At 59.0% G+C, this 21807-nt stretch carries 24 protein-coding genes; 12 read left to right on the top strand and 12 right to left on the bottom strand.

Annotated elements, in window-relative coordinates; genetic code table 11:
• Positions 1 to 16: 16 nt before the first annotated feature.
• The 3 genes from DFP86_RS02150 to DFP86_RS02140 all read left to right on the top strand — a co-directional run bounded on the left by DFP86_RS02150 (position 17) and on the right by DFP86_RS02140 (position 5257).
• On the top strand, positions 17 to 1879 hold the full coding sequence (locus DFP86_RS02150) for a hypothetical protein (protein ID WP_133678369.1): 1863 nt from the start codon (positions 17 to 19) through the stop codon (positions 1877 to 1879).
• Positions 1880 to 1883: 4 nt separating this feature from the next.
• Positions 1884 to 4436, top strand: coding sequence for a hypothetical protein (locus DFP86_RS02145; protein WP_133678368.1), 2553 nt, complete (start codon positions 1884 to 1886; stop codon positions 4434 to 4436).
• Positions 4437 to 4552: 116 nt separating this feature from the next.
• The gene (locus tag DFP86_RS02140) at positions 4553 to 5257 is read left to right on the top strand and encodes an SDR family oxidoreductase (protein WP_133678367.1); all 705 of its coding nucleotides are present in this window, start codon (positions 4553 to 4555) and stop codon (positions 5255 to 5257) included.
• Here the strand turns inward: DFP86_RS02140 and DFP86_RS02135 are convergent.
• From DFP86_RS02135 to DFP86_RS02120, 4 genes are all read right to left on the bottom strand, one after another.
• Complete coding sequence (locus DFP86_RS02135; protein ID WP_133678366.1) at positions 5249 to 6172, bottom strand: LysR family transcriptional regulator; 924 nt, start codon at positions 6170 to 6172, stop codon at positions 5249 to 5251. The two genes, DFP86_RS02140 and DFP86_RS02135, sit on opposite strands and share 9 nt — an antisense overlap.
• Before the next feature lie 101 nt (positions 6173 to 6273).
• The gene (locus tag DFP86_RS02130; RefSeq protein ID WP_166642120.1) at positions 6274 to 6894 is read right to left on the bottom strand and encodes a GNAT family N-acetyltransferase; all 621 of its coding nucleotides are present in this window, start codon (positions 6892 to 6894) and stop codon (positions 6274 to 6276) included.
• 206 nt (positions 6895 to 7100) lie between these two features.
• Positions 7101 to 7298 (bottom strand): hypothetical protein, encoded by a 198-nt coding sequence (locus DFP86_RS02125; protein ID WP_133678364.1) that lies wholly within the window; start codon positions 7296 to 7298, stop codon positions 7101 to 7103.
• A gap of 90 nt (positions 7299 to 7388) precedes the next feature.
• Complete coding sequence (locus tag DFP86_RS02120; protein ID WP_166642119.1) at positions 7389 to 7736, bottom strand: efflux MFS transporter permease; 348 nt, start codon at positions 7734 to 7736, stop codon at positions 7389 to 7391.
• A gap of 190 nt (positions 7737 to 7926) precedes the next feature.
• Here DFP86_RS02120 and DFP86_RS02115 point away from each other — a divergent pair, with 190 nt between their 5' ends.
• Positions 7927 to 8811, top strand: a complete 885-nt coding sequence (locus tag DFP86_RS02115; protein WP_133678362.1) for a LysR family transcriptional regulator — start codon at positions 7927 to 7929, stop codon at positions 8809 to 8811.
• Positions 8812 to 8910: 99 nt separating this feature from the next.
• Positions 8911 to 9762 (top strand): agmatinase, encoded by an 852-nt coding sequence (gene speB, locus DFP86_RS02110; protein WP_133678361.1) that lies wholly within the window; start codon positions 8911 to 8913, stop codon positions 9760 to 9762.
• 97 nt (positions 9763 to 9859) lie between these two features.
• Here the strand turns inward: speB and DFP86_RS02105 are convergent, their stop codons facing one another.
• Positions 9860 to 10231 carry a hypothetical protein gene (locus tag DFP86_RS02105; protein WP_133678360.1) on the bottom strand — a complete coding sequence of 124 codons (372 nt, stop codon included), beginning with the start codon at positions 10229 to 10231 and terminating at the stop codon, positions 9860 to 9862.
• A gap of 260 nt (positions 10232 to 10491) precedes the next feature.
• Between DFP86_RS02105 and DFP86_RS02100 the strand changes: the two genes are divergently transcribed.
• The 3 genes from DFP86_RS02100 (at position 10492) to DFP86_RS19670 (ending at position 13239) form a co-directional block, all read left to right on the top strand.
• Entirely contained in the window at positions 10492 to 11382 is an 891-nt protein-coding gene (locus DFP86_RS02100; protein WP_133678359.1) for a hypothetical protein, read from the top strand.
• Positions 11383 to 11540: 158 nt separating this feature from the next.
• On the top strand, positions 11541 to 12854 hold the full coding sequence (locus DFP86_RS02095) for a cation:proton antiporter (protein ID WP_133678358.1): 1314 nt from the start codon (positions 11541 to 11543) through the stop codon (positions 12852 to 12854).
• A 256-nt stretch (positions 12855 to 13110) separates the two neighbouring features.
• Positions 13111 to 13239, top strand: a complete 129-nt coding sequence (locus tag DFP86_RS19670; RefSeq protein WP_279526882.1) for a hypothetical protein — start codon at positions 13111 to 13113, stop codon at positions 13237 to 13239.
• Between the two features lie 271 nt (positions 13240 to 13510).
• Here the strand turns inward: DFP86_RS19670 and DFP86_RS02090 are convergent, their stop codons facing one another.
• Both DFP86_RS02090 and DFP86_RS02085 read right to left on the bottom strand, forming a co-directional pair.
• A complete protein-coding gene (locus DFP86_RS02090; RefSeq protein ID WP_133678357.1) occupies positions 13511 to 13828 on the bottom strand; it encodes a hypothetical protein in 318 nt (105 codons plus the stop codon).
• A gap of 468 nt (positions 13829 to 14296) precedes the next feature.
• Positions 14297 to 14701 carry a winged helix-turn-helix transcriptional regulator gene (locus tag DFP86_RS02085; protein ID WP_133678356.1) on the bottom strand — a complete coding sequence of 135 codons (405 nt, stop codon included), beginning with the start codon at positions 14699 to 14701 and terminating at the stop codon, positions 14297 to 14299.
• Between the two features lie 91 nt (positions 14702 to 14792).
• Between DFP86_RS02085 and DFP86_RS02080 the strand changes: the two genes are divergently transcribed.
• Positions 14793 to 15644 (top strand): SDR family oxidoreductase, encoded by an 852-nt coding sequence (locus DFP86_RS02080; RefSeq protein ID WP_133678355.1) that lies wholly within the window; start codon positions 14793 to 14795, stop codon positions 15642 to 15644.
• Positions 15645 to 15694: 50 nt separating this feature from the next.
• Here the strand turns inward: DFP86_RS02080 and DFP86_RS02075 are convergent, their stop codons facing one another.
• On the bottom strand, positions 15695 to 16342 hold the full coding sequence (locus tag DFP86_RS02075; RefSeq protein ID WP_133678354.1) for a dihydrofolate reductase family protein: 648 nt from the start codon (positions 16340 to 16342) through the stop codon (positions 15695 to 15697).
• A 151-nt stretch (positions 16343 to 16493) separates the two neighbouring features.
• Positions 16494 to 17411, bottom strand: coding sequence for an AraC family transcriptional regulator (locus tag DFP86_RS02070; RefSeq protein ID WP_133678353.1), 918 nt, complete (start codon positions 17409 to 17411; stop codon positions 16494 to 16496).
• Between the two features lie 78 nt (positions 17412 to 17489).
• Between DFP86_RS02070 and DFP86_RS02065 the strand changes: the two genes are divergently transcribed.
• Positions 17490 to 18335 (top strand): NmrA family NAD(P)-binding protein, encoded by an 846-nt coding sequence (locus tag DFP86_RS02065; RefSeq protein WP_133678352.1) that lies wholly within the window; start codon positions 17490 to 17492, stop codon positions 18333 to 18335.
• Positions 18332 to 18760 carry a VOC family protein gene (locus DFP86_RS02060; RefSeq protein ID WP_133678351.1) on the top strand — a complete coding sequence of 143 codons (429 nt, stop codon included), beginning with the start codon at positions 18332 to 18334 and terminating at the stop codon, positions 18758 to 18760. Before DFP86_RS02065 ends, DFP86_RS02060 begins: the two co-directional genes overlap by 4 nt.
• Before the next feature lie 168 nt (positions 18761 to 18928).
• On the opposite strand, the gene DFP86_RS02055 is transcribed toward DFP86_RS02060, so the two are convergent.
• Positions 18929 to 19348, bottom strand: a complete 420-nt coding sequence (locus DFP86_RS02055) for a GFA family protein (protein WP_133678350.1) — start codon at positions 19346 to 19348, stop codon at positions 18929 to 18931.
• A 367-nt stretch (positions 19349 to 19715) separates the two neighbouring features.
• Here DFP86_RS02055 and DFP86_RS02050 point away from each other — a divergent pair, with 367 nt between their 5' ends.
• Positions 19716 to 20318: a hypothetical protein gene (locus DFP86_RS02050; protein ID WP_133678349.1), complete on the top strand. Its 603-nt coding sequence runs from the start codon at positions 19716 to 19718 to the stop codon at positions 20316 to 20318.
• Between the two features lie 78 nt (positions 20319 to 20396).
• Here the strand turns inward: DFP86_RS02050 and DFP86_RS02045 are convergent, their stop codons facing one another.
• Together DFP86_RS02045 and DFP86_RS02040 are read right to left on the bottom strand one after the other, a co-directional pair.
• The gene (locus tag DFP86_RS02045; protein WP_133678348.1) at positions 20397 to 20771 is read right to left on the bottom strand and encodes a VOC family protein; all 375 of its coding nucleotides are present in this window, start codon (positions 20769 to 20771) and stop codon (positions 20397 to 20399) included.
• A gap of 46 nt (positions 20772 to 20817) precedes the next feature.
• The gene (locus DFP86_RS02040) at positions 20818 to 21738 is read right to left on the bottom strand and encodes a LysR family transcriptional regulator (RefSeq protein ID WP_133678347.1); all 921 of its coding nucleotides are present in this window, start codon (positions 21736 to 21738) and stop codon (positions 20818 to 20820) included.
• Positions 21739 to 21807: the final 69 nt, after the last annotated feature.

The following is a 21807-nucleotide window of genomic DNA, read 5'->3' as shown; positions in this document are numbered from 1 at the left end:
TCCCAAAGGGGGAATCATGAGCTTGTATCTATTCCATTTCGTCTACAACACGCTGATGCAAAAGGCGAACGACAGCTCGCCGGGCAATCAGCTGTTCCTGCCGGTCGCGTTGTCGAACATGAAAAACGACCAGCACCAACCCTACCTGCCGCTGCATGCCTCCAACTGGGGCCTGAACAACATCAACGGCGCGGTCGATATTTCGCAGGATCTGGCCGTTTCTTGGTTTAAAGCGCTGTTTCCCGCGATTATGTCATTAAGTCAGGCCAAGCCTGGCGGTGCCGTGACGCAGAGCATGATCGACGACGCCAAGGCCGCCGTGACTTATATCACCGGGCAAAAGCTCAACGTGGTACCGATGCCGAATGTCGGGCCGAATCTGCACGTCGATAACATCGAAATCCAGGGGCTGGCGAATATCCAGGTCAGCGGCAAGGAGCCGACCGTCAGTTCCGACGACCAAGGTTATCACGCGCAGATCACACTGAACCCGAACGCCTATTCGGTGAGCGCGGCATGGTGTCAGCAGCTGGCGCTGGCTGGCGAGGAGCGGGGCACGGACAGCAATACCGGGCAGGCTTTCAGCGGTCTGAGTTTTGTGCTGACCCAGACATTGTGCTTCGCCGATCGCAACGGCAAGATCTTCCCGCCGCCGCCCACGCTCGGTCTGCCGCCTTCTTCCGGACATCTGAATGGGTTCGATTGCAGCGCGACCGGCATTGCCCTGCTGTATTTGAGCCAGGCCGCCGTCGTGGCCGACACCAATGTCGGCGTCAGCAACGCACCGGCCTTGCAGATCGGCCTGAATACCTTGCAGTTGCTTGGACAGCAGAGTGCGACGCCAGACTATGCCTTGCAGAATCTGCAGTATCAGCGGTTGTCGCCGATCCCTTTCCCCTCTGTGATTAACGCCTCAACTTTTTTCCCGGGCTGGAGCACCTTCTTCAAAAATCTGCTGGCCACGGAAGATGCCGCAACCTTGCTGAGCACCCAGGTGAACAACGCGCTGATGGATTCCGGCAACCGGGCGAAGGTGGAGGATTTGTTGAACAGCCAGCTCGTCAGCATCTTTAACCAGATTTTCGGTAGCTCCCAGGTGGCCAGCGGCGGTGTGGATGTCGGCGCCAATGCGGTGGATAAATACCTGTTCGACCGCGCGCGCGGCGGCATCAACGATGTCCGCAGCTACATCTACCTGCCGACCCTGGTGCTGGGATCCAATTCGCCGACGATCGAGCCGTATACCGCGAGCAATCTGCACATAGACGGCCCGTTCAGTACCACGGTGCTAGGACAGCAAGTGAAGGTCACCGATATCGCGCTGCAAAATCTGGTGATCAATGGCTTGTCCAATCTGGTGGCTTTGCCTGGCAATATCAACTTCGGCACCAACCAGCAAGTCAATGCCACCTTGCTGTTGGATACGCTCAACCCCGGCCCGACGGTGACGGTGGGTGGTCATCAACGCACCGTGCCTTCGCCGCCCGCCACCGCCAGTACCGCCTTTACCCTGAATGTGACAGTTGGCGACAATACCCCGGTGCCGATCAGCGGCACGTTCAATATCACGTTGCACAACAACAGCAACACGCTCGGCGTGCAGACCTCCCTCACCGCCAGCGGCGACACGCCGCAGGAACTGGCGTTGAACTACAGCCGGATCGTGCTGGTGGCCGGCAATGGCGATGTCAAGCTGGCCGTGACCTTGCCGCCGGACGACGCGATATACGAACAACTGATCGACCCCATTCTCAACCAGTCGGCACTGATCCAGAGCATCATCGGCGCCATCAATGGTTACATTGGTCAGAATCTGGGCCAGATCAGCCAGGCGGCGACGAAGTTTGCCCGCCAGGTGCTGGACAATCTTGGGCACTGAGCGCATGAGCGATACCATCTACGCCACGCTGCAGGGATTGTTGCAGCAAGAGGACGGCAATAAGGTTCTGCGCTTGGCGCAGGATCAGTTCGCCGGGCCGATCCAAGCCGCCTTGAGCCAATATCTGAGCGGATTGACGCTGCAGTTGGGGCCGGACGCCACCCTGCAGGTCGACCCCGCGACCCGGCAACTCTCGTTGAAGGCCAAGCTCGAGAACGCCACCCTGGCGCTGCAGGCCACGACCAACGGTGCCACGCTCACCCTCGCCAGTGCGCAATATGCCGGTGCGCAGGTGGTGCTGGATTTCGAGCAGACGGCCGATGGCGTGCAACTGACGCTCAGCGCCAACATGGGCGATGAGTTGCAATGGCCCCTGCAGAGTCTGTGGCCGCAACAGCTGAATTGGCAACCGGCCAATCGGATGTCGTTCGCACGCGGGCAAATGAGTTTGCGCTATGTCGCCCAATCGCTGACCTTCGACGGACAGGGCAGCTTGTTGTACGACAGCCAGCGCTTCGTCAACGCCGCGCTACGGGTGCAGTACGTCAAGAGCAAGACCGGGGTGATGTTCGGCGTGGTGGCCGCCCAATGGTCGCCCGGTTCGATTTGGCCGCCGCTGTCCGCGCTGGTGTTCGACAACAGCGGGGTAGTGGTGTCCACGCTGGACGGCAAGTCCGGTAGCCTGGAGTCGCTGGGCTTGCTCAGCGCCAAGCAGGTGCCGGCGATCGCCGCCGACTTCGACATAGCGCCGGGGTTCCTGCTGTTCACCTCCCTGCAATTGAGCGACAAGCTGAAAGCCATCGCCAATTTCATGGGCAATGTCACGCAACTGGATCTGTTCGCCTCGTACGCCAGCAGTAGCGGCGCGACCTCGCTGAAGGCGGTGTTGAACAATCGCTTCAGCGCCCAGGCGAACGGTATTTTCGAGTTCGACGGCTTCGAACTGGACTGGGAGAACCCATCGAACGGCAATAGCACCATCAGCGCCAAGGCCAAGGGCAAGTTCCACCCCGATGCCAAAAGCGCCATCGATCTGAGCCTGCAGGGCAGCATCGTGCCCAGCGAAGGCGATTTGAACCTGACCATCGGGCTGCAGAACTGGGTGCAGCCCTTTGGCCTGGAAACCGTGACCATCGTCGACCTGCAGGCTGGTGTGACGATTGGGGCCGCCGCCGCGGGCGTGACTTTGGTGGCCGGGGGCGACCTCAAACTGCAGAACCCGAAGTCGACGCAGTTCGAGTTCGAAGTCGGCTTTGCCGTCGAAGTGGTGGATTTCGAAGTGCCCAACGGCATCGCGCTCTGGACCCAGGCCGACCAGCAGCCGATGACCGTGTCGAATGTGCTCGATGCCGCCTTTGCCCTGGATGTGTCGCCGGCGGCGTTGAGGCAGCAGGGCGAGCCGGAAGTGGCGGAGGTGGTGGGGTTTCTGAACGAGCTGGTCAGCGTCAAACAATTCACCTTCTGGTTCGTCGAAGGGGCGCAAATCCAGAAGATCGGCGACCACGGTCCGTTTCCGGCCGGCTTCGGCGTGCAGGCGGCGTTCACCCTGCTGGGCCAGGAAGATGTCAGCCTATCGGCCCTGCTGGCCGAATCGGGCAATGCCAAGGCCGGTTTTTCCGGTTACATCCTGCTGAGCCGGGCAGTCGAGTGGGGGTCGGTATTCAAACTTTCCGGTTGGGATCCGGCAAGCAAAAAACCGACCGACAAGGGGCCGCAGCTGGCTATCGCCGCCACCCCGGCCGGCATCGTGGTGCCGGGCGTCAACAACGACCAGCCGCTACGGTTCTTTTCCTCGCTCTATCTCAAGTTCATCGACCTGGTGGAAGACCATCTGTATGCGCTGGCCACCACCGACAACCAGTTCCAGCTCGACTACGCGGTGCAAAACGGCCAGCCGGCCGGCGGCTGCGGTGTGTGGAGCGGCGACCATATCACCTTCCTGCTCGACCCCCAGAATGACAAGCTTGCCGCATCCTTCGGCTTCAACTTCGGCTGGAAGGATCTGCAATGGGGCGGTATCTCCTTATGGGGCGTCACGCTGGTGCCGAAACTGTCGCTGCCGGACTTCAGTATCGCCGCCGGTCTCGGCTTCGCCGCTTCGCTGACCAGTCTGACGGTCAACGGCCACTTCAATTTCAGCCTGCTCGGTCTGAACCTCAACCTAGGTAGCGCCGACCATCCTTACACCTTGCTGAACGTCAATGTGCAGGGCGTTATCGACAGTCTGGGCGATGTTGCGACTCAGTTGCTTGAGCAGGTCAAGCAAGAAGCGTCGAAACTCATCCAGGCGATGCTGAGCGATGTGAGCGCTTTCCTGGCCTGGGCGAAGAACCAATGGCGTAATTTGGTCAATGGCCTGCAACTGATCGGCCAGATCCTGAAAGATCATTTCGGGGTGTTGGGCCAGGCGTTGGCCGAAGCGCTGAAAGGACTAGGGGCGCTGGCGGCGGAGGTGCAACAGGTGCTGGTGGCCTTGGGCTACCTGTTGGAGGAGGCGGCGAAGTGGGTGGGGGATTTGTTCGGCTGCCCGATTACCAAGGCCTCCAACCAGCTGTAGTTATTTTCAAATTGAATTTGAAGATTATTCCAACGCCAGGCAAATTATCAAACACCGCCAGTTTGTCCAGAATGCTCGACAGGGAATGAGCCCGGATACGAAGCAAGGGATAGACGATGGATAAGCTAGCATGGCTCGATGGCCAGCATGTACTGGTGCTGGGCGGTAGTCACGGTATCGGTCGGGCGGTGGCGTTGGCCGCACGCGCGGCGGGTGCGCGGGTAACGGTGGTCGGCCGTTCGGCCGAGGCAAGCGACGGCATGGCGGCGGTCGGCGCGGATCTGACCGATTGGGACGCGTTGCCCGCGGCGTTTGCCGGATTGGCGACCGTGGATCATGTGGTCAGCACGATAGGCAGCCGCGTCGCGGCGACCCGGCTGGAAGATCTGTCCTACGACGTGGCGCTGGATGCCTACCAGGTGAAGGTGCTGGGCAATATGGCCGCCTTGCGCGCTGTGCTGCCGCATCTGGCGCCACGGGCGTCGATCACGCTGACCTCGGGGCTGCTATCGCGCAAGTTCGCGGCGGGCAACCTGCTCAAGGGCAGTATCAACGCGGCGGTCGAGACCATGGGCCAACAGCTCGCGCGCGAGCTGGCGCCGCGCCGGGTCAACGTGGTCAGCCCCGGCGTCATCGATACGCCATCCTGGGGCGTGGCGGGTTCGGCCGAGCGGCAAGCCATGGTGGATCGGATCGGCGCATCGCTGCCGGTGGGGCGGGTCGGCACGGCCGAGGAATTGGCCGCAACCTACCTGCACATCATGGGCAATGGCTTCCTGACCGGTGCCGTGCTGGATGTGAATGGCGGTGGCCTAGTCTGAGTGCGAAATGCCGAGGCTGGCCGCCATGGTCGAGTATGGTGCCAGCCGTTCGGCCAACAGCTCGATGAACAGACGCAGCCGTTGTGGCTGGTAGGCGCTTTGGTGATAAAGCGCGTATAGCGACGACGGCTGGTGCCATTGTTCCGGCTGGATCAGCTTTAATCTGCCGGCGGCCAGATCTTCGCCCAGATTCCACAGCGGCTTGAAGGCCACGCCGTGTCCTTGCAGGGCCCAGCGCCGAATGACCTCGCTATCGTTGCTTTCGCGGTAGCGCTGCATATTGGCCGTGCCGGCGCGGGTGACCCAGAGATGACGCGGGCCGCCACTGGTTCGTTGCACCAGCGCCGGCAGCGCCGCCAACTCGTCCAGCGTCGCCGGTATGCCATGGCGTGCCAAAAAATCCGGCGCGGCGCACAGCACGCGGCTGCTCTGGATCAGTTTGCGCGACAGCATGCTGCTGTCGGCCAGCGGCCCCTGGCGCAGCATGATGTCCTGTTCGTCGTTGACCAGGTGGGACAGCGCGTCGGTCAGGGTCAGTACCAATCGCACATCCGGATAACGCTGGCTGTATTCGTCGAGGATGTCGACCAACTGGTGCCGCCCCATGTCGGAGGGCGCGGAAATGCGCAAGGTGCCTTGCACCTGACCCTGGTCGTGCTGCAGCAGACGTCCCGCATCCTCCAACGCCGCCAGTGCCTGCTGACAACTGCGGATATAGCGCTCGCCGGCATCCGTCGGGCGCAGTTGTCGCGTGGTGCGATCGAACAGGCGGGCGCCGAGCGCTTTCTCCATGCGCTGCACGGCGGCACTGGCCGCAGCGGGCGAGAGACCCAGCCGGCGTCCTGCCGCGGAAAAACTGCCGAGTTCGACGGACAGCACCAGCAATTTCAGATCGTTGAGTTTGTCCATCGGCATGCAATAGTTGCGTGGGAAATGGCTGTCATGATGACAAATGTGTCGGGGGATGACCAGGCAAGAATTGGGCTGTCCAGACTCACGTAAGTCACCCTGCCATACTACTCGTGGTGCGATGTGATTTTTGTTGGGTGTGTATATATGATATTCATTCCCCTACCAATACAGGATTGAACCAAGGCTCTCCCTTCGGGCTCCAGATGTCGGGTGTCCTCGCCGTCATCTTCATAGTCCTCTTGGGTTGATGCATATATGACGCCATGCTCCTCTATGGCTGCCTGCAACAAGGCCGTTCCAACCCCTTTTCTTTGAGCCTTGATATTAACATCAATGTTATTGATCCATTTTGTATTCGCGTAATCATTTAACAGGGTTAGCGTTCCAACCAGACCAATTCCGGCAACGGTAGCGGTAAAATCATTTCCTCCGCCTTCTACTTCAATATCTTCCTTACTAAAATGATAAGGAAGGTTGGTATTTGAAAAATTTTGGTTTGTAGGGTTATGTGCAAAATAATTGCTAATCAATGGTTGATGGCTATAAGTTCCATTCATCAGTTGTATTGGTTGCTTGTACTTGTTTTGTGTATAACTATCTGCCATCTCTTGTAGCTTTTTTTGTGCAACGGCTTCTGGTCGACGGTTGTTGAACTGGGAAGTGCTTTTGCCTGACTTCTTGCTGTCGGTGCGAGGTGGGGACTGTTTCTCGGCATGGGTTTGCATGGCGGCTCCGTGGCGGGGTAGGCGGCGCGAAAGGGGGGAGGGTAATGCCTTTGGCATATTTATATGTTTGTGGCAGTGACTTCGTCAAGTTAACGGTTGCGTTTAGGCACGAGGAATGAGGGGCAATACTGCTTGGGTAACCAATTCTGCGTATGTTGACCGTCGATCGCCGCTGATCATGGCCGCAGAGTTGTCGCTTCGTACGGTTATTTCGACCCTTTTCCGCCTTCGTGATCGTCCCGCCTTGCCAGCCAGACCAGCGCGGCGCCGGTGGCGAAAGAAAACCCCAGCAGCCAAACGACGTGGTTGGTCGCCAGAGTGACGGCCTGATCTTGCAGCAGACGGTCGAGCACACTGTTCTGGCTTGCCGCGGCGCCATTTGTCGGCAGCCACTGCGGCTGCAAGCGCCCTGGCCAGAATCGTCACCCCGGCCATCCAGGCCACGCCGCCCGACACCAGCCGGCGCCGATCGACCGACGCTGCGATGCGCGGCATCAAGGGCGCCATGATGCGCGCGAAGATACTCCCCAGTCAGTGACTCTGCCTGCCCACGTGGCGGTGTAGCCCATGCCGGTCTGCAGCCATAGCGGCACGATCACGTTGACGCCGAAAAATGCGCCAAAGACGGCACACAAGGTGGCGGTGGCAATCGCGAAGTTGCGGTGGCGGAAGACGCGCAAATTGATGATGGGCTCGGGCTCGGTCAATTCCCAGATCAGAAATGCCAGGAAACCGATGGCCGCGATGACGGCCAGGGCGGTAATCAAGCTGGAGGTGAACCAATTCTGTTCTTTGCCGAGATCCAACATGATTTGCAGTGGGACGACCCAGACGACGAGCAAGCCGAAACCGACCCCTGCTTTGGTGGGTGCCTTTGCTCGTCGCCGCGTCGCCTGCTGTCGATAAGGCTTTCGTGGCCCTCTTCGGCGCGACCAATTCAACGCGGCAGAAGTTGTTCAATAACCTGTATGGTCGATTCGATTTCCTGTGGCTGATACAATCTCGAATCAACGTGTCGTCGGGCTCCTGCACATGAAGCGGCTTCCTCCCCTCGAGCCATTGCATGCCTTTCTGGCGGTGGTGCGGCACGGCAGCTTTAGTGCCGCGGCGGATCAATTGAACCTTAGCCAGAGCGCGATCAGTCGACAGATCGAGCGGCTTGAAACGCATTTCCGTTGCCGACTGTTCGAGCGGCATACCCGTCTGGTGGTGCTTACCCCTCAAGGCCAGCGGCTGGTGCCTTTCGCCGAGCAAGTGCTGGTGCTGCTCGATCAGGCCGAGAGGGCAATGGTGGAAACCCCTCGTGTGCTCACTGTGCGCGTGCACCCCACCTTGGCCGTGCGTTGGCTTTTGCCCCGTCTGCCTTCTTTCTACCGTCTCAACCCGGGGGTGACCCTCGCCATCGATACCCAATCGCTGCAAGTGCCCGATTTCTTTCGCGAGAATATCGATGCGATGATCGATTTCGCAGCCCGGGAACCGTCCGACTTGCAGACAGACGTCTTGTGGCAAGAGTCCATGACGCCGGTTTGCCGGCCAGACTATCTGGATGACCTGGACGGGCTTGCCGGTGCCACGCTGTTGCACCCCGACCGGGACGGCAAGGAATGGCGCCGCTGGGCGGCTTTGGCCGATATCGACCTGAACCGGTCGCGGCATCAGTTCTCCGATATGTTGGAGGTGGCGCTGGTCTCCGCGCAGCAAGGCCAGGGCATTGCATTGGCCGATACCTGGCTGGTCGAAGATCTGGTGGCCAGTGGCGCACTTCAGCAGCCTTTCCCCATCGAGCTGTCGTCGGGCCTTGCCTATCGTTTGTCGATTCCGCCCGCCATGGCGTCGGATGCGCCGCTGTCTTCGTTTCGTTCCTGGTTGCTGGATCAAGTCCATTCATCGGCAATTCATGCGCAACGTGCATGAATTCAATGCGTTCTTATCGTTTGTCCCCGTTCACGCCCGCTCCCTATACTGGCCTGGAAGTATATAAGGCTTTCCTTCTTTTTTATGAAAGGGCGAAACATGGGCCAAGCAACTCCCTCCCACCCGGGGCCGGTCGCCATTCTCGGCGTGCCGCTGGATGAGAACTCTTCCTACATGCGCGGGCCGGCCAAGGCGCCGGATTTGATTCGAGAAGCACTTTATTGCGACTCGGCGAACATGTGGACCGAAAACGGGCTGGATCTCGGCATTCCCGGCGTCATTCAAGACGCAGGCAACGTCGAACTCGCCGAGGGCGATCCCGCATCCTTCGCCAAGATCGAGGCGGCTGCCGCCAAGGTGTTGGCAAGCGGGACACCGTTGGTCAGTCTTGGCGGCGACCACTCGGTGGCGTATCCGCTGCTGCGCGCGGTCAGCAAACACTACCCGAAATTGACCGTGGTGCATTTCGATGCGCACCCGGATATCTACGACGAGTTGCTCGAAAACCGCCATTCCCATGCCTGTCCGTTTGCTCGTTCGATGGAAGAGGGCCTGGTTTCCAGGCTCATTCAGGTCGGGATTCGCACCATCAGCGGCCACCAGCGCGAACAAGCGAAAAAGTTCGGTGTGGAAACCATCACGATGCGGCATCTGGATCGGCTCAAGTCGCTGAAGGTCGAGGGACCGCTTTACATCTCGGTCGATCTGGATGCCATGGACCCGGCTTTCGTTCCCGGCATCTCACACTACGAACCGGGCGGCATGACGGTACGCGAACTGTTGGACGCCATTCAGCACTTGGGCGGGCAACTGATTGGCGCCGACGTGGTCGAGTACAACCCCGTCCGCGACCGCGAAGGCCAGTCCGCGATGGTGGCCGCCAAGATTCTCAAGGAATTGATCGCCAAAATCCTCTACCAAGGCCGCGATGCGATGCCTGATTGGCCTTGATTGCAACTGCCGGCCTTCTCGCTGACGGCTCGCTTAGCGGGTGCTTGGCCCCGTTGAGATCGAGCCGGAAGCGGTGGCCGTCGCTACCCGGCGCTGATTACAGCCCGGTCATTCTGTCGATGTGCTTTTCGATATTCAGCTTGTTGAGGAACATAAGGATATTGGGCATCAAGAAGCCGCCGGTTAGCTGACAAAAAAGGATCGCCTCGCTATTGAGATGACGATCCGCCATGAAGCCGCGAATGTATAGGTGGATGAGCGCGCCGACAAAGAAACCGAGGCATGCGGCGGAGAGCAGAAACCAGGCGCGTTGCCTGACGGCGCGCTTCGACCGCTTCAATTCAGGCTCTGCCTGATCTTTGGGAATCCACTGGAGCTTGGGGATCTTTGTCTCGCCGAACTCTTGCCAAAGTCCAATCAGGATGGCGGCTAAAGCCGACCACAGTGCATTGCCGATGACATCCGACATTTAATTCCTCCAGGCGGTGGGGTAGGTGATAGCCAAAACTCAGGCATATCCGCCCTCGCCGTAAACTGTCCAACGTGTTGGGCGTCGCTCATCTCCCGTGTTGCTGATCCAAAAATCCCCGGGCAGGCCAGGGCGGTCTGGCGCCGCCGTTAACTTATGACAAAGTGCTTGATGGCTCTGGTTGTGCCACCCATAATGCCTAGAAACCCCCTCGCTCTGCTTGCGGCGCCACCCCGTTTGTTTACTTGGAGTTCAATAAAATGCCAGACCTTCGACTGACTTTTAGAGCCATCTCCCTCGTTCTGGCACTTTCTTCCTCCGCACTGCATGCGGAGACATTTACCCTCGATTTGGGGGCGGCGCTGAAGGAAGGTATCAAGAACGCCCTGCAAGGCAACGCCGATTCATCGAGCAGTGCGGAGACGGGTAACTATCTCGTGCCTGGCCACTACGACGCGAGCGATCGGAATTTCGAGCGCTCGCTGACCATTCATCCCGGCGGCAAGTTCGAGCTTGAAGTCATGGAGAAAGGTTCGGCGGCGAATCTTCACTCCGGTTCGGGCAGCGGGCAATTGGTTTTCAAAGCAGGGCAGTGGCAATACACGGAAGGTATTTGCACCATGATGTTGGCCCCCGCGCCATCGGCAGTGCAAGTACACCTACAGTCCTGCGCCAGCACATTCGGGGATGTGCCATTCGATGGCCGCTATCGCTTGAAAGGCAAGCAAACCGCCAACGCTTCAACGGCCACGGCGGCTAACAAGAATAAAAAACTGGCTGCGCAACTGAATTGCCAGAAATTGAATCTTGGCAACCATGGTGTTGGCGACTTATTGGCAAACGCCACTCGACAGCCCCAAAGCCAAATTTGGAATCATGAAATTGTGGTGCCAGGCAGCTATACCTTTGGCGGTCTGCCCATTCAATCGGTGAACCTCTCCGAAGTCGATGGCGGTTTCCTGGCCTTGTTTGTGGAGGGCGATGCCCTAGCGATCAAATCCGCGATCAAGAAAGCCCATCTCGCCGGCGACTCGACCGTGGTGATGCTGCGAAAAGTCGGAGAGGCCAATGGCTATGCATTTCCTGGAAAACCTGCCGGGCAACCATACGTGCAATGCACGGTTAAGGGGACGGAATCCGGGATGGATTGATTCGTTGCACGCTGCGAGTCTTGCCAACTGGCAGCCCACCGCACGTGTTAGATTGGAAGCGGGGTGGCTTCCCGTCCATCGAGAACTGCCTCACCGAGCCATGTGGATTCGGTTCGATGCACCCTCGGGATGTCTCCGCAAAGGCAAATGGCCATGTTATGACTGTTGCTCACGGGTCGCTCTTGATCGGCCTGTTACTCATCACCATGCTCCTGACGGGAACGCTTCTGGCGCGCCTGCCTGTCAGTGCGGCAATGGTCTATCTGGGCCTGGGCTATCTCTTGGGCCCGGGCGGCATGGGGATCGTTGAAGCAGACCCGTTTTCTCAGGCGAATGCACTCGCGCTGATGAGCGAGGTCGCCGTGCTCATTTCGATTTTCGCCATCGGCCTGAAGCTGAACGCACCGCTGCGGGACCGACGCTGGATCGCTGCCTTCCGCCTTGCCTTTCCCGTCATGGCGATGACCGTTGGCCTCATTGCCTGTGTCGGCGTCCTCGGGCTCGGTTTGCCCCTTGGTGCGGCGGTGCTCCTCGGCGGGATTCTGGCGCCAACCGATCCCGTCCTGGCAACCGGCATCCAGGCCGAATCCGGCACCAGCCCGGATCGGGTGCGCTTCAGCCTGGCAGGCGAAGGCGCTCTCAATGACGGATCGGCCTTTCCCTTCGTTCTCCTGGGCCTGGGCCTGCTGGGCCTTCACCCGCTGGGCTCCCTGGGCTGGCATTGGCTGGTGGTGGATCTGCTTTGGTCGACCGTCGGTGGGCTGCTCATCGGCGCGGTACTCGGCACCCTGATCGGGACACTGGTTGTCTACATGCGTACCCGATACCGCAATGCCTTGGGCCTGAATGAATTCCTGACACTTGGACTGATCGCCGTTTCCTACGGCGTGGCCCAATCCTGTTTGGCTTCCGGCTTCCTGGCTGTGTTTGCCGCCGGGCTGGCGATCAGCCGCGTAAAAGATTTGCCGATAACCAGCAAGTTGGCCCATGAGCTTTTGAATATTTCCGCCAGCGGTGCTCGGGACAACTGGTTTACCCATCCACACCATGCCAGTTCGGCCATGAACCGGGCAATCCGTGGCTTCAACGAACAACTCGAAAAACTGGCGGAACTGTTCATTGTCCTCGTTGTGGGTATCCTGCTGCCGAGCATTGCCCCCTTCGCGGCGGCATGGTGGTTCATTCCGGTCCTTTTTCTTCTGGTGCGCCCCCTGGCCATCGTAACCGGCATGGCCGGCGAGCCCTTCCGCAGGGATCAAATGATCATCATCGGGTGGTTCGGGATTCGCGGTATTGGCTCGATTTTTTACTTGATGTACGCCTTGGCCCAAGGCGTGACCGGCCCGCTGGCTCAAGATCTGGTAAGCCTGACCTTGCTAACGGTCGCAACGTCGATCATGGTCCATGGCATATCCGCATTTCCGTTGATGACCTGGTACGTCGCGCGCAAGCAGCGGGACGGAACGCCGTAAGTCGGCATGATGGCGCCTGTTATTTTTTCCCCGAAAACCTGCTTGGAACGGTATCGTCGAACTGCAAGCGCTTTATTTATTTATATGACTGGCTATTTCTGAAAAACGGCGCATGCTGATTGAGTGCCCATACGCACAGCCGTCTAGGCCATCTTCATCAAGGCGAATGGGCTTTCCGCTCGCAACGAAGCAGTGGTTGTGAGCATTTGTTCTGCTCTGAAGCTTATGAGCAAAACGCAGCGAAGGAGTCATCGGTATGCCCAAGTCAAGAAAGCCCAATAAAGAAATGAAGAAACAACCTTTATTAACCCCCAAAGAGAAGAAGGCGGCCAAACAGATCAGGAAGCATGCCGGCGACATCGTGCCTCTGATCGTGCCGCACTGAAACACTGTTGACGGGCTTTGCTATTTTCTCCATCGAACGCATGCCGCTAGGCCTGCACCCACTCGTCCACCCTTGCTAATCCAGTCGATTATGACGTGGTAGTATGATGGCGGCGCCGCATGCGGTGCCGCCAAGCTTTTGACATTTTTGCTGGCGTTACATGCCTGACGCTATTTTCTCTACACCCTTGGTTGAGCGTATTTTCGCTACTTCGTCCCGTTAAGCGGCATGTGTTACTGCGCCATCGGCCCGGCCTATCTCCTTGGCCGAATCAGTTTTTCTGGAACCCACGCTTTCTGATGAGTATCCCATCCTTATCAAACAAGAAGGCGACCACCTGATTCTCGTTCAACCCATACATGTAGATAAACCGCCCATCCGGGTTGTGGTTCTCATTAATAGGTTTTCCCATACAGCGTTGAACTTCTTCGGCTTTGACCTTGCCATCGACAAAACCGCTGATCGTATCCGGACATCCGGCGGGGTGGTCTGCCACAGGGGCCGAAGCCGATTGAGGTGTTTCGGCATAGGCGGACATTGCGGGGAGCAGCAAAGGGGCGAGCAAGATTAAGGTTTTGATTTTTATCATGGTATTTGAATTTAACTAAAAGGGGTTTGTAAATATACCCTGAAACGATTGGGTTTATTAATATACAGCCAGCATTTAGAGTAACTGCACTGTTGTGCCGGTATGACTTTGGCTCAGGTAATATACGCCAGAAACGTAAATTTTTTAAGCTTTCCCCTGGTGATTGTAAAAGCGATGGCATTCTTGATAAACACTGTCGGCAGAATTGGCTAGATGAAAACGATTAAATATGGCTTTTGTTTTTTTGATGCCTTTGATGGTGGTTAAATTAGGTTTGGTGTTGTTTGTATATAACCACCCGGGCTGGATGTCGTTATTGACAGCACTGGTCGGTAATCTGATCGCCTTTTTATTGTTCCGCCCATATATCGCGATCTGGCGGAGAAGCCGGAAGTCGAGCCAAGCATCGCACTAGCCTGTCCGACCCGCCGCCGGATGAATACGCAAGCCGCGGCGGCGTGATCGGTATTACTTGCGTTCGCTTTCGACGGGCTGTTTTTTTCGCTCCGCAAGGATATTCGGCAGATTGTGTTCGATCCAGTCCGTCAGCGCCTCGATGTGTCGGCCGATGTCTTCGCCCAGCGGCGTCAACGAATATTCCACATGAGGCGGTACGACGGGGTATGACACCCGTCTGACGAACCCGTCTTGTTCCAGTTGTTGCAGCGTCTGCGCCAGCATCTTTTCGCTGACGCCGCCGATTTTGCGGCGCAGCTCGCTGAAGCGGTGCATGCCCCCCATCAGCGCCATGAGCACCAAGACGCCCCACTGGCTGGTGACGTGTTTGAGAATTTCGCGTGAAGGGCATTGTGCGGCCAGTACATCGCCGTGGCGCATCGCCTGCGCTAGCTTGCCGCTATTCGATTCGATCATAAGCTTACTTTTTTGTGCGTACTTACAAAAAGTTAGTATAGCGGATATTCTGCTTCCATCCTATCTCTCCACCACAGAAAAGGCAGACATCATGATTGCGATCACCGGCGCCACCGGCCAACTCGGCCGCCTCGTCATTACCGCATTGACCAACAAAATTCCCGCGGCGGACATCGTCGCCATCGTGCGCAATGTGGACAAAGCCAAAGACATCGCCGCGCTCGGCGTGCAAGTGCGGCAGGCAGACTACGACCAGCCGGCTAGCTGGGATGCCGCTTTGCAGGGCGTGGAAAAGCTCTTGCTCATCTCCTCCAGCGAAATCGGGCAGCGCGCTCGGCAACACCGCAGCGTGATCGAGGCGGCAAGCCGCGGGGCGGTCAAACTGTTGGCGTACACCAGTGTTTTGCATGCGGATACCTCGGTACTCGGACTGGCCGGCGAGCACCGGGAAACCGAAGCCGCCATTAAAGCGTCCGGCGTGCCGTTCGTCCTTTTGCGCAACGGCTGGTACACCGAAAACTACGCAATGGGGATTGGCGCGGCGCTTTCGCTGGGGGCGGTTTATGGCTGCGCCGGCGACGGCCGCATCGCCTCCGCCAGCCGTGTAGACTTCGCCGAAGCGGCCGCCGTGGTGCTGACCCGCGACCACCAGGCGGGGAAGGTTTACGAACTCGCCGGCGATGCCGCGTATACCCTCGGTGAATTCGCCGGCGAGATTGCCAAGCAAAGCGGCAAACCCATTCCCTACGTCAACCTGCCCGAAGCGGAATACAAGAAAGCATTGATTGGCGCCGGCTTGCCGGAGCCGCTCGCCGAACTCCTGGCGAACTCCGATACGGGCGTGTCCAAGGGGGCGCTCTTCGATGACGGCCGGCAGCTAAGCCAGCTCATCGGCCGGCCGACAACGGCATGGCAAACTGTCGTGAGCGCCGCGCTGAATTAAGCGACGCAGCGAGCGGGCCGATGCTTGTCGGCCCGCTCGCCTAATCTCATTCACTGGCGCCGCAGGACGACATGCGTAGCCTTTTCCGATGCGACCAACTCCACGCACTGGTAGCCCAGTGTGCGCATGTCCAAGCCTTCGAACAGCGATTCCCCCCGGCCGAGCAGGATTGGCGAGATGGCAATGTGCAGCTCATCGATCAGGCCCGCGCGCAGAAACTGCCGGATGGTGTTCGGCCCGCCGCCGATGCGCACGTCCATGCCGGCCGCCGCCTCACGCGCGCGGTCGAGCGCTTCGCGGATGCCACCGGTGACGAAGTGGAAGATGGTGCCGCCCGCCATCTCGAGCGGGGCGCGGGCATGGTGGGTCAAGACGAACACCGGCACGTGATACGGCGGATTGTCGCCCCACCAGCCTTGCCAGCTCATGTCCGGCCACTCTCCGCGAATGGGGCCGAACATATTCCTGCCAAGAATCCAGGCCCCGACATTCTGAAAGCTACGGGCGGCGAAGTCGTCGTCGACACCGGTCGTGCCGCCGTCCTGGCCGAACAAGTGCCGTTGGAACGTGCGTGTCGGCACGAGCCACTGATGCAGTTCCATCCCGCCCTCGCCGAGCGGATGGTCGAGGTCTTGATTCGGGCCGGCACCATAGCCGTCGAGCGAGATGGTGAAACCCGCAACGCGAACGCGTGTCATCGTTTTACCTCCATGTGGACGCCTAACGAGTCATCGACGTTTGCGTTGGCGCTGTTCACAAAATAGCCCACGGCCCGCGCGCCATGGAGAATATTTTCCGCCAACGGCCGAGCGGCTTTAGCCGCGATGCTTCCCCGCACCACATGATTCTCTAGATCTCTGTGCCGTGTTCACCGCTTAAAATGGAAGATCGCCATCGACCAGGCGCCACACCCACATGCCGTCGAAACGCTGCCGCAAAAGCGTTGCATGAGCTGTAGCCCGTACGAAGAGCGATCTGTTCTAACGAAAGGTCGCCAGCAAGCAGGTAGTCACGCGCCAACGTGATTCTCCAGTCGGTCAGGTACTGCATCGGCGTTTGGCCAAGCACACGCTCGAAGTTCCTTGCAAAGGATGGGCGAGACATGGCACAGAGTTGCGCAAGCGCCGGCACGGTCCATGGGCGCTCGGGTTCCTTATGCATTGCCTGGATGGCGCAGCCAAGCCGCGGATCAGTCGCCGCGCGATACCAGCGCGGCGCGGTCGGGCTCTGTTCGAACGACTCGCGCATGGCCATCACAAGAAGGATATCGAGCAGTCGATCCAGTACCGTTTGCTGACCCGGCACTGGATGACTCAGCACACGAGAAATAAGCGACACGACATCGTGAATCTGGTCGTGCGCTGCCGGCCGAATGACCAGCATGGGCGGCAAAGCTTGAATGAGACCACGGCCCACATCGCCGTCCAGCCGATAGGCGCCGCACAAGAAGATGGCTGCATCGGGGTTGTCGGCATCGACGGCATCCCGGGCCCAGAACTGCTCGTGGGACATGCAAAGATTGGGGTCCGGCTTGTGCGCAATGTGATGATCTTGGCCGCCAACGACCAGTGCGACGTCGCCAGGCAGGAGGCATACCGCTTCGGATGGCTTGTCGACCCACAACCACATGGATCCTCGCAGCACGGTGTGTAGCGACAACTTGATGGCGCCGGGAAGCGTGAGGCCCCAAGGCTGCAGTGCGACCGAGCGCGCGAATAGCGCCCCGGATGCGCGGGCACGGGTTAGATAGTCATGCAGCAAGTCCATATGGGTTTGAGCGTATCGAATGGAAATTTGAGCGGTTGGAACATTGAGACGAACATCAGTCTACTGCATCATACCCTCATGAACAAACAAGCCCCCCTCACTCTCATATTGGGCTCGACAGGCAAAATAGGTTCTCGTGTTGCCGTAGAGCTCCGCAAGCTTGGCCTGCCCATTCGAACAGCCGCACGCTCGAACGCTGACGTGGCATTCGATTGGAGTCGGCGCCACTGTTTCGCGCATGCACTGGAAGGCGTGGGTCGCGTCTTTTTGGTGGCACCGACCTTGCGCCTCGATTTCGCCGATGACGTCGCCGCATTTCTTGATGAAGCGGAAGCTGGCGGCGTACAGCATGTGACGTTCCTCAGTGCCTATGGCATGGAGCACGCACCGAACGAGGTGGCCACCCGTAGCGTCGAGCTCGATTTGCGCCAGCGCAAGGTGCTTGGCCATACGGTGCTGCGTCCCGCCTGGTTCATGCAGAACTTCACCGAGACGTTTCTCAAGCCCGTAGACGGGGCTATCTTGGTGCCCACCGGAGATGGCACGGAAGCATTCATCGATGCGCAGGATATCGCCGCAGTCGCCGCCATCACACTGGCCGACCCGCTGGCGCATGTCGGCGAGGCATACAGCCTCACCGGGCCTGAGGCGCTTTCTGTCGCCGACGCCGCCGCCATCATGAGCGAGGAAACCGGCCAGGCCATCGCGCATGTCAACCTCGACCGCGAGGCGTGGATCGCGGGTGCGATCGAGCACGGCATGCCTTTCGAATATGGCGCGGTGCTCCGCCAGTTGACTGAAACCATCGCCAGCGGCCACGGCTCACGCCCCAATGGAACCGTCCAAAAAATCACCGGGACGCCGCCCCGGACATTCCGCAACTTTGCACATCAAAACGCTAGCGCTTGGAGGGTATCCAAATGATCGACCACGTCTATATCTCCGTCACCGACATCGAAAAGTCGCTGAACTTCTACTTGGCGGCGTTGGCACCGCTTGGATGGCGCGCATTCGGCAAATACGATTCCGCTGCCGGCCCGGAAGGTGTCCCGGACCTGTATGGCATTGGCGACGAAAACTACATGAGTGGGGCGGCAGTGGGTTCGAGCATTTGGCTACGTCAACGCCATCCCGGTGAGACGGGGCTCTACCTCGGCATAGTTTGCGATGCCAATGAACAGGTCGACGCAGCCTACGCCGCCGCAATGAAGGCCGGCGGTATCGATGAAGGTGCCCCCGCGGATCGTACCTACTTCGCCGCAGGCTACTACGCTGCCAATGTCGCGGACTTCGACGGGAACCGGCTTGAGTTTGTCCATAAGTCATGGAACCGTAAGCCGCGTATATAGCAACACAACTGGCTTGGCTCGTGAGCGGGCTAGCGGGGTCAGGTCTTTTTCGTTGCCCGTAAAGCCAAAAGGCCGAGCGGGGCGGCGCCAGGAGGGCCTGACCCAGCGTGTTGGTTTTCACGGCGCTCGGGCCGCGAAAATAGACTCACCAGGTCGGATGGCCTGCGTTCATGGGATGTGCTCTGCCTCTGGCGGCGGTACGACCCACCGATGCATCCGCTCTTCGTAAACGGACACACTCGGTGTTGGGAAGTCTGGATCGGCAAAAGCGCCGACAGGGATGGCCAGGAATGCTTCGAGGCCTTCGGGCTCGTAGTAGACCGTGGCGCCGCAGGTTGGGCAGAAGTGGAACTTGATCTTGCTGCCCTCATCGCCAACGCGAACGTACTCGGTTGAGCGCCCCGAAATGGCGACGTTTTGGCGAGGAAACCTAGCCTGCTCGCCAAAGACGCTGCCAGTTCGGCGCTGACAGGCCAGGCAATGACAAATCGAGATCCGCACGGGTTCGCCAGTGACTTCGGCCTTGAGTTGGCCGCAGCTGCATGAGGCAAGTCGTCTCTTTTCTTGTGGCAATTCAACAGTACTCATGAAACGCCTTCTCCGTTGGTAATGAAGTGTGGAAGCGACCGCTTTTGGGCCATGTCGCCGGCTGAGAATCGTATCGGGTAGCGTGCGTTCGCGAAGCAACGCACGACCTCGGCGATGCCCCAAGTTCGTTGCATCTTCCGGTGCAGGGGCAAAGGCATCTGCTTATTGCATGGTTTGATTACTCGCAAAAATACCCTGATGCAATAACTTGATGTCATAGTAATACGGTACCATGGCGCTCCAATAAACATGCCATGAGCACCTTATGTCTCTCATCAACAAGATTGAAACCGGTTACCTGCAACTATTGCGCATTCTGGTTCTGGTCCTGGCTACGCTGGCTATCCTTGGGGCCGTTTGGGCCGGGATGAATGCCGCGATCAATTACAATGCCAAGCCCGAAAAAGTGGATGACAAAATTACGCTGAATGGCGCGGCGTTCACGCTCGATGCGGCGCAGGCCGAACAGCCCCGAACAGCCGACTCCTCGGCCAAAACCGACGAAAGAGTGCTGCGGGACAACTTTGCCTCCGTGGTGAACAAGTATGCCAAGCAGCTCTCGCCGGAACACGTCGCCCCTGCCGGAGGTTACGACAAGTTCCTCGACAAGAGCCTCAACGACCCGGAACAAGGCCCCGAGTATGTCAAGTCGCTGACGGTCTATATCGATCAGGCATTCTCTCGCAAAGATATCGCGGCCAAAGCCCATGGCGCAGACTTTATTTCCGTGGCCGATAAAATCGGCAGTGCCCATCTGGATGCTTGGCAAGCGGAAAAGGCTCGTATCGCCGAGGCGCATAAAGCGGCTGCCGAGGCAGCGGTGCAGAAGCAAGCGGGGGCCATGCAGTCTTTGTATGCGTTGAGCGGGCTGTTCGCGACCTTTGTCACGCTAATCCTGCTGGTGGTTTTGATTCGGATCGAGCGCAACCTGCGCGGCGTCGCCAAGCCGAGTGCCGAAGCCGGCGTTTGACCGTGACTTGAGGCACGCGTCGTTCGAGCGTGCCGAAGTGGAAAGGGCATCCCGCGCGAGCGCGGTGTGCCCTTTTTCTCAGCGCTCGGGCCGAGAAAACAGATTCACCAGATTGCCATCCGGATCGCGCAGCAATAGCGAGCGATTGCCCCAGGGCATGGCCGTCGGTTCCTGCACGATATTGCCTCCCGATGCCTTCATACGCTCGAATACGGCATCCACATTCTCCGTTTCAAACTCAAGTATGGCCGATCGATTCGCCGCTGCGATGGCGGCGCCGGCATTGAAACGCTTAACCAGTTGTTCGGACGAAATCGCCAGCACCGCGCCATCGAAATGCATTTCGGCAAAGCCATCGGCCAGATGCTTGGCCTCGATGCCGGAGAGCGTTTGGTAAAACGCGATCAATGCGGCAAAGTTTTGTGTGACAACACGAACGGATGCGAACTTCATGGCGAGCTCCTGTAAGAAAGAGGGCTCACCTTAACGGCTGATGCTGTCAGATTGTGGCAGTAGGTTGCGCACGATTGCAAACGGCCAAGAGGGTTTCGCGCAGCCAGCGATGCGCGGGGTCGGCGTGTAGGCGAGGGTGCCAAATGGCCGACACCTTGATGGGCGGGGTAGGGACCGGTAGCTCGAAATGCTGCAGGCCCGCACTCGCAGCCCCATTGCCTAAGCTCGACAGTGGCACCAGCCCGATCAGATCCGAATGGCGCACGATCTGCAGCGCGTTGGCACAACCCGGCACGACCATGACGACCGTTCTGCGCAAACCCTGCTGCGCCAAGGCATCGTCCACCGGGCCGAAGAAGCGGCGTTTGCGCGATACCACCACATGCGGGTAGCTGGCATAGCGCTCGGCAGTGACGCCGGGCTTGTTCAAAAGCGGGTGGCCGGTTCGACAAATACCGACGAATCGATCCTGAAAAAGCAGCCGTGTTTTCAATTCCGGGGCGTTGCTTCCAATCACCCCGACCTCCAGATCGAGCATGCCTTCCCGCAGCGGCTGCGCATCCTTATCGGGCTTCGGCACAAAACAAAGACGCACCAGGGGCGCGGTCTGCGCGATGGTGGCGATCAACGCGGGGCCGACCAAATCGACAAACCCGTCGTTGGCCCGAATCGTGAACGTTCGATCCAGCGTCGCAATGTTCAAGGCGTTGCCCATGGGCTGGAGCACGGCGCGGGCATGGCGTGCCAGCTCATGCACTTGCTCGGCGAGCTGCTCGGCGTACGGGGTCGGCACCAGTGTCCTACCGGCCTGTACCAGCAGTTGATCCCCCGTGGCCACCCGAAGCCTGGCGAGCGTTCGGCTCATGGCGGAGGGACTTAAGCCAAGCCGGCGTGCCGCATGGGTTACGCTGCGCTCGGTGAGCAGCATGTCCAGCGAGGAGAGAAGGTTCAAGTCCACATTGTGCATCGCGGTCCGCCTTGAATGATCTGTGCATGTGATGCAATCAATTATTGCATTGCATGCGTCTGGTGCAAA

This window comes from Paludibacterium purpuratum, assembly GCF_004363805.1.
GTDB lineage: Bacteria > Pseudomonadota > Gammaproteobacteria > Burkholderiales > Chromobacteriaceae > Paludibacterium > Paludibacterium purpuratum.
This window is presented reverse-complemented; position numbering and strand designations above follow the sequence as displayed.

Coding starts and splice junctions, on each gene's coding strand:
- DFP86_RS02150 (WP_133678369.1), top strand. CDS start 17: ATGAGCTTGTATCTATTCCATTTCGTCTACAACACGCTGATGCAAAAG.
- DFP86_RS02145 (WP_133678368.1), top strand. CDS start 1,884: ATGAGCGATACCATCTACGCCACGCTGCAGGGATTGTTGCAGCAAGAG.
- DFP86_RS02140 (WP_133678367.1), top strand. CDS start 4,553: ATGGATAAGCTAGCATGGCTCGATGGCCAGCATGTACTGGTGCTGGGC.
- DFP86_RS02135 (WP_133678366.1), bottom strand. CDS start 6,172: ATGCCGATGGACAAACTCAACGATCTGAAATTGCTGGTGCTGTCCGTC.
- DFP86_RS02130 (WP_166642120.1), bottom strand. CDS start 6,894: ATGCAAACCCATGCCGAGAAACAGTCCCCACCTCGCACCGACAGCAAG.
- DFP86_RS02115 (WP_133678362.1), top strand. CDS start 7,927: ATGAAGCGGCTTCCTCCCCTCGAGCCATTGCATGCCTTTCTGGCGGTG.
- speB (WP_133678361.1), top strand. CDS start 8,911: ATGGGCCAAGCAACTCCCTCCCACCCGGGGCCGGTCGCCATTCTCGGC.
- DFP86_RS02105 (WP_133678360.1), bottom strand. CDS start 10,231: ATGTCGGATGTCATCGGCAATGCACTGTGGTCGGCTTTAGCCGCCATC.
- DFP86_RS02100 (WP_133678359.1), top strand. CDS start 10,492: ATGCCAGACCTTCGACTGACTTTTAGAGCCATCTCCCTCGTTCTGGCA.
- DFP86_RS02095 (WP_133678358.1), top strand. CDS start 11,541: ATGACTGTTGCTCACGGGTCGCTCTTGATCGGCCTGTTACTCATCACC.
- DFP86_RS19670 (WP_279526882.1), top strand. CDS start 13,111: ATGCCCAAGTCAAGAAAGCCCAATAAAGAAATGAAGAAACAACCTTTA.
- DFP86_RS02090 (WP_133678357.1), bottom strand. CDS start 13,828: ATGATAAAAATCAAAACCTTAATCTTGCTCGCCCCTTTGCTGCTCCCC.
- DFP86_RS02085 (WP_133678356.1), bottom strand. CDS start 14,701: ATGATCGAATCGAATAGCGGCAAGCTAGCGCAGGCGATGCGCCACGGC.
- DFP86_RS02080 (WP_133678355.1), top strand. CDS start 14,793: ATGATTGCGATCACCGGCGCCACCGGCCAACTCGGCCGCCTCGTCATT.
- DFP86_RS02075 (WP_133678354.1), bottom strand. CDS start 16,342: ATGACACGCGTTCGCGTTGCGGGTTTCACCATCTCGCTCGACGGCTAT.
- DFP86_RS02070 (WP_133678353.1), bottom strand. CDS start 17,411: ATGGACTTGCTGCATGACTATCTAACCCGTGCCCGCGCATCCGGGGCG.
- DFP86_RS02065 (WP_133678352.1), top strand. CDS start 17,490: ATGAACAAACAAGCCCCCCTCACTCTCATATTGGGCTCGACAGGCAAA.
- DFP86_RS02060 (WP_133678351.1), top strand. CDS start 18,332: ATGATCGACCACGTCTATATCTCCGTCACCGACATCGAAAAGTCGCTG.
- DFP86_RS02055 (WP_133678350.1), bottom strand. CDS start 19,348: ATGAGTACTGTTGAATTGCCACAAGAAAAGAGACGACTTGCCTCATGC.
- DFP86_RS02050 (WP_133678349.1), top strand. CDS start 19,716: ATGAATGCCGCGATCAATTACAATGCCAAGCCCGAAAAAGTGGATGAC.
- DFP86_RS02045 (WP_133678348.1), bottom strand. CDS start 20,771: ATGAAGTTCGCATCCGTTCGTGTTGTCACACAAAACTTTGCCGCATTG.
- DFP86_RS02040 (WP_133678347.1), bottom strand. CDS start 21,738: ATGCACAATGTGGACTTGAACCTTCTCTCCTCGCTGGACATGCTGCTC.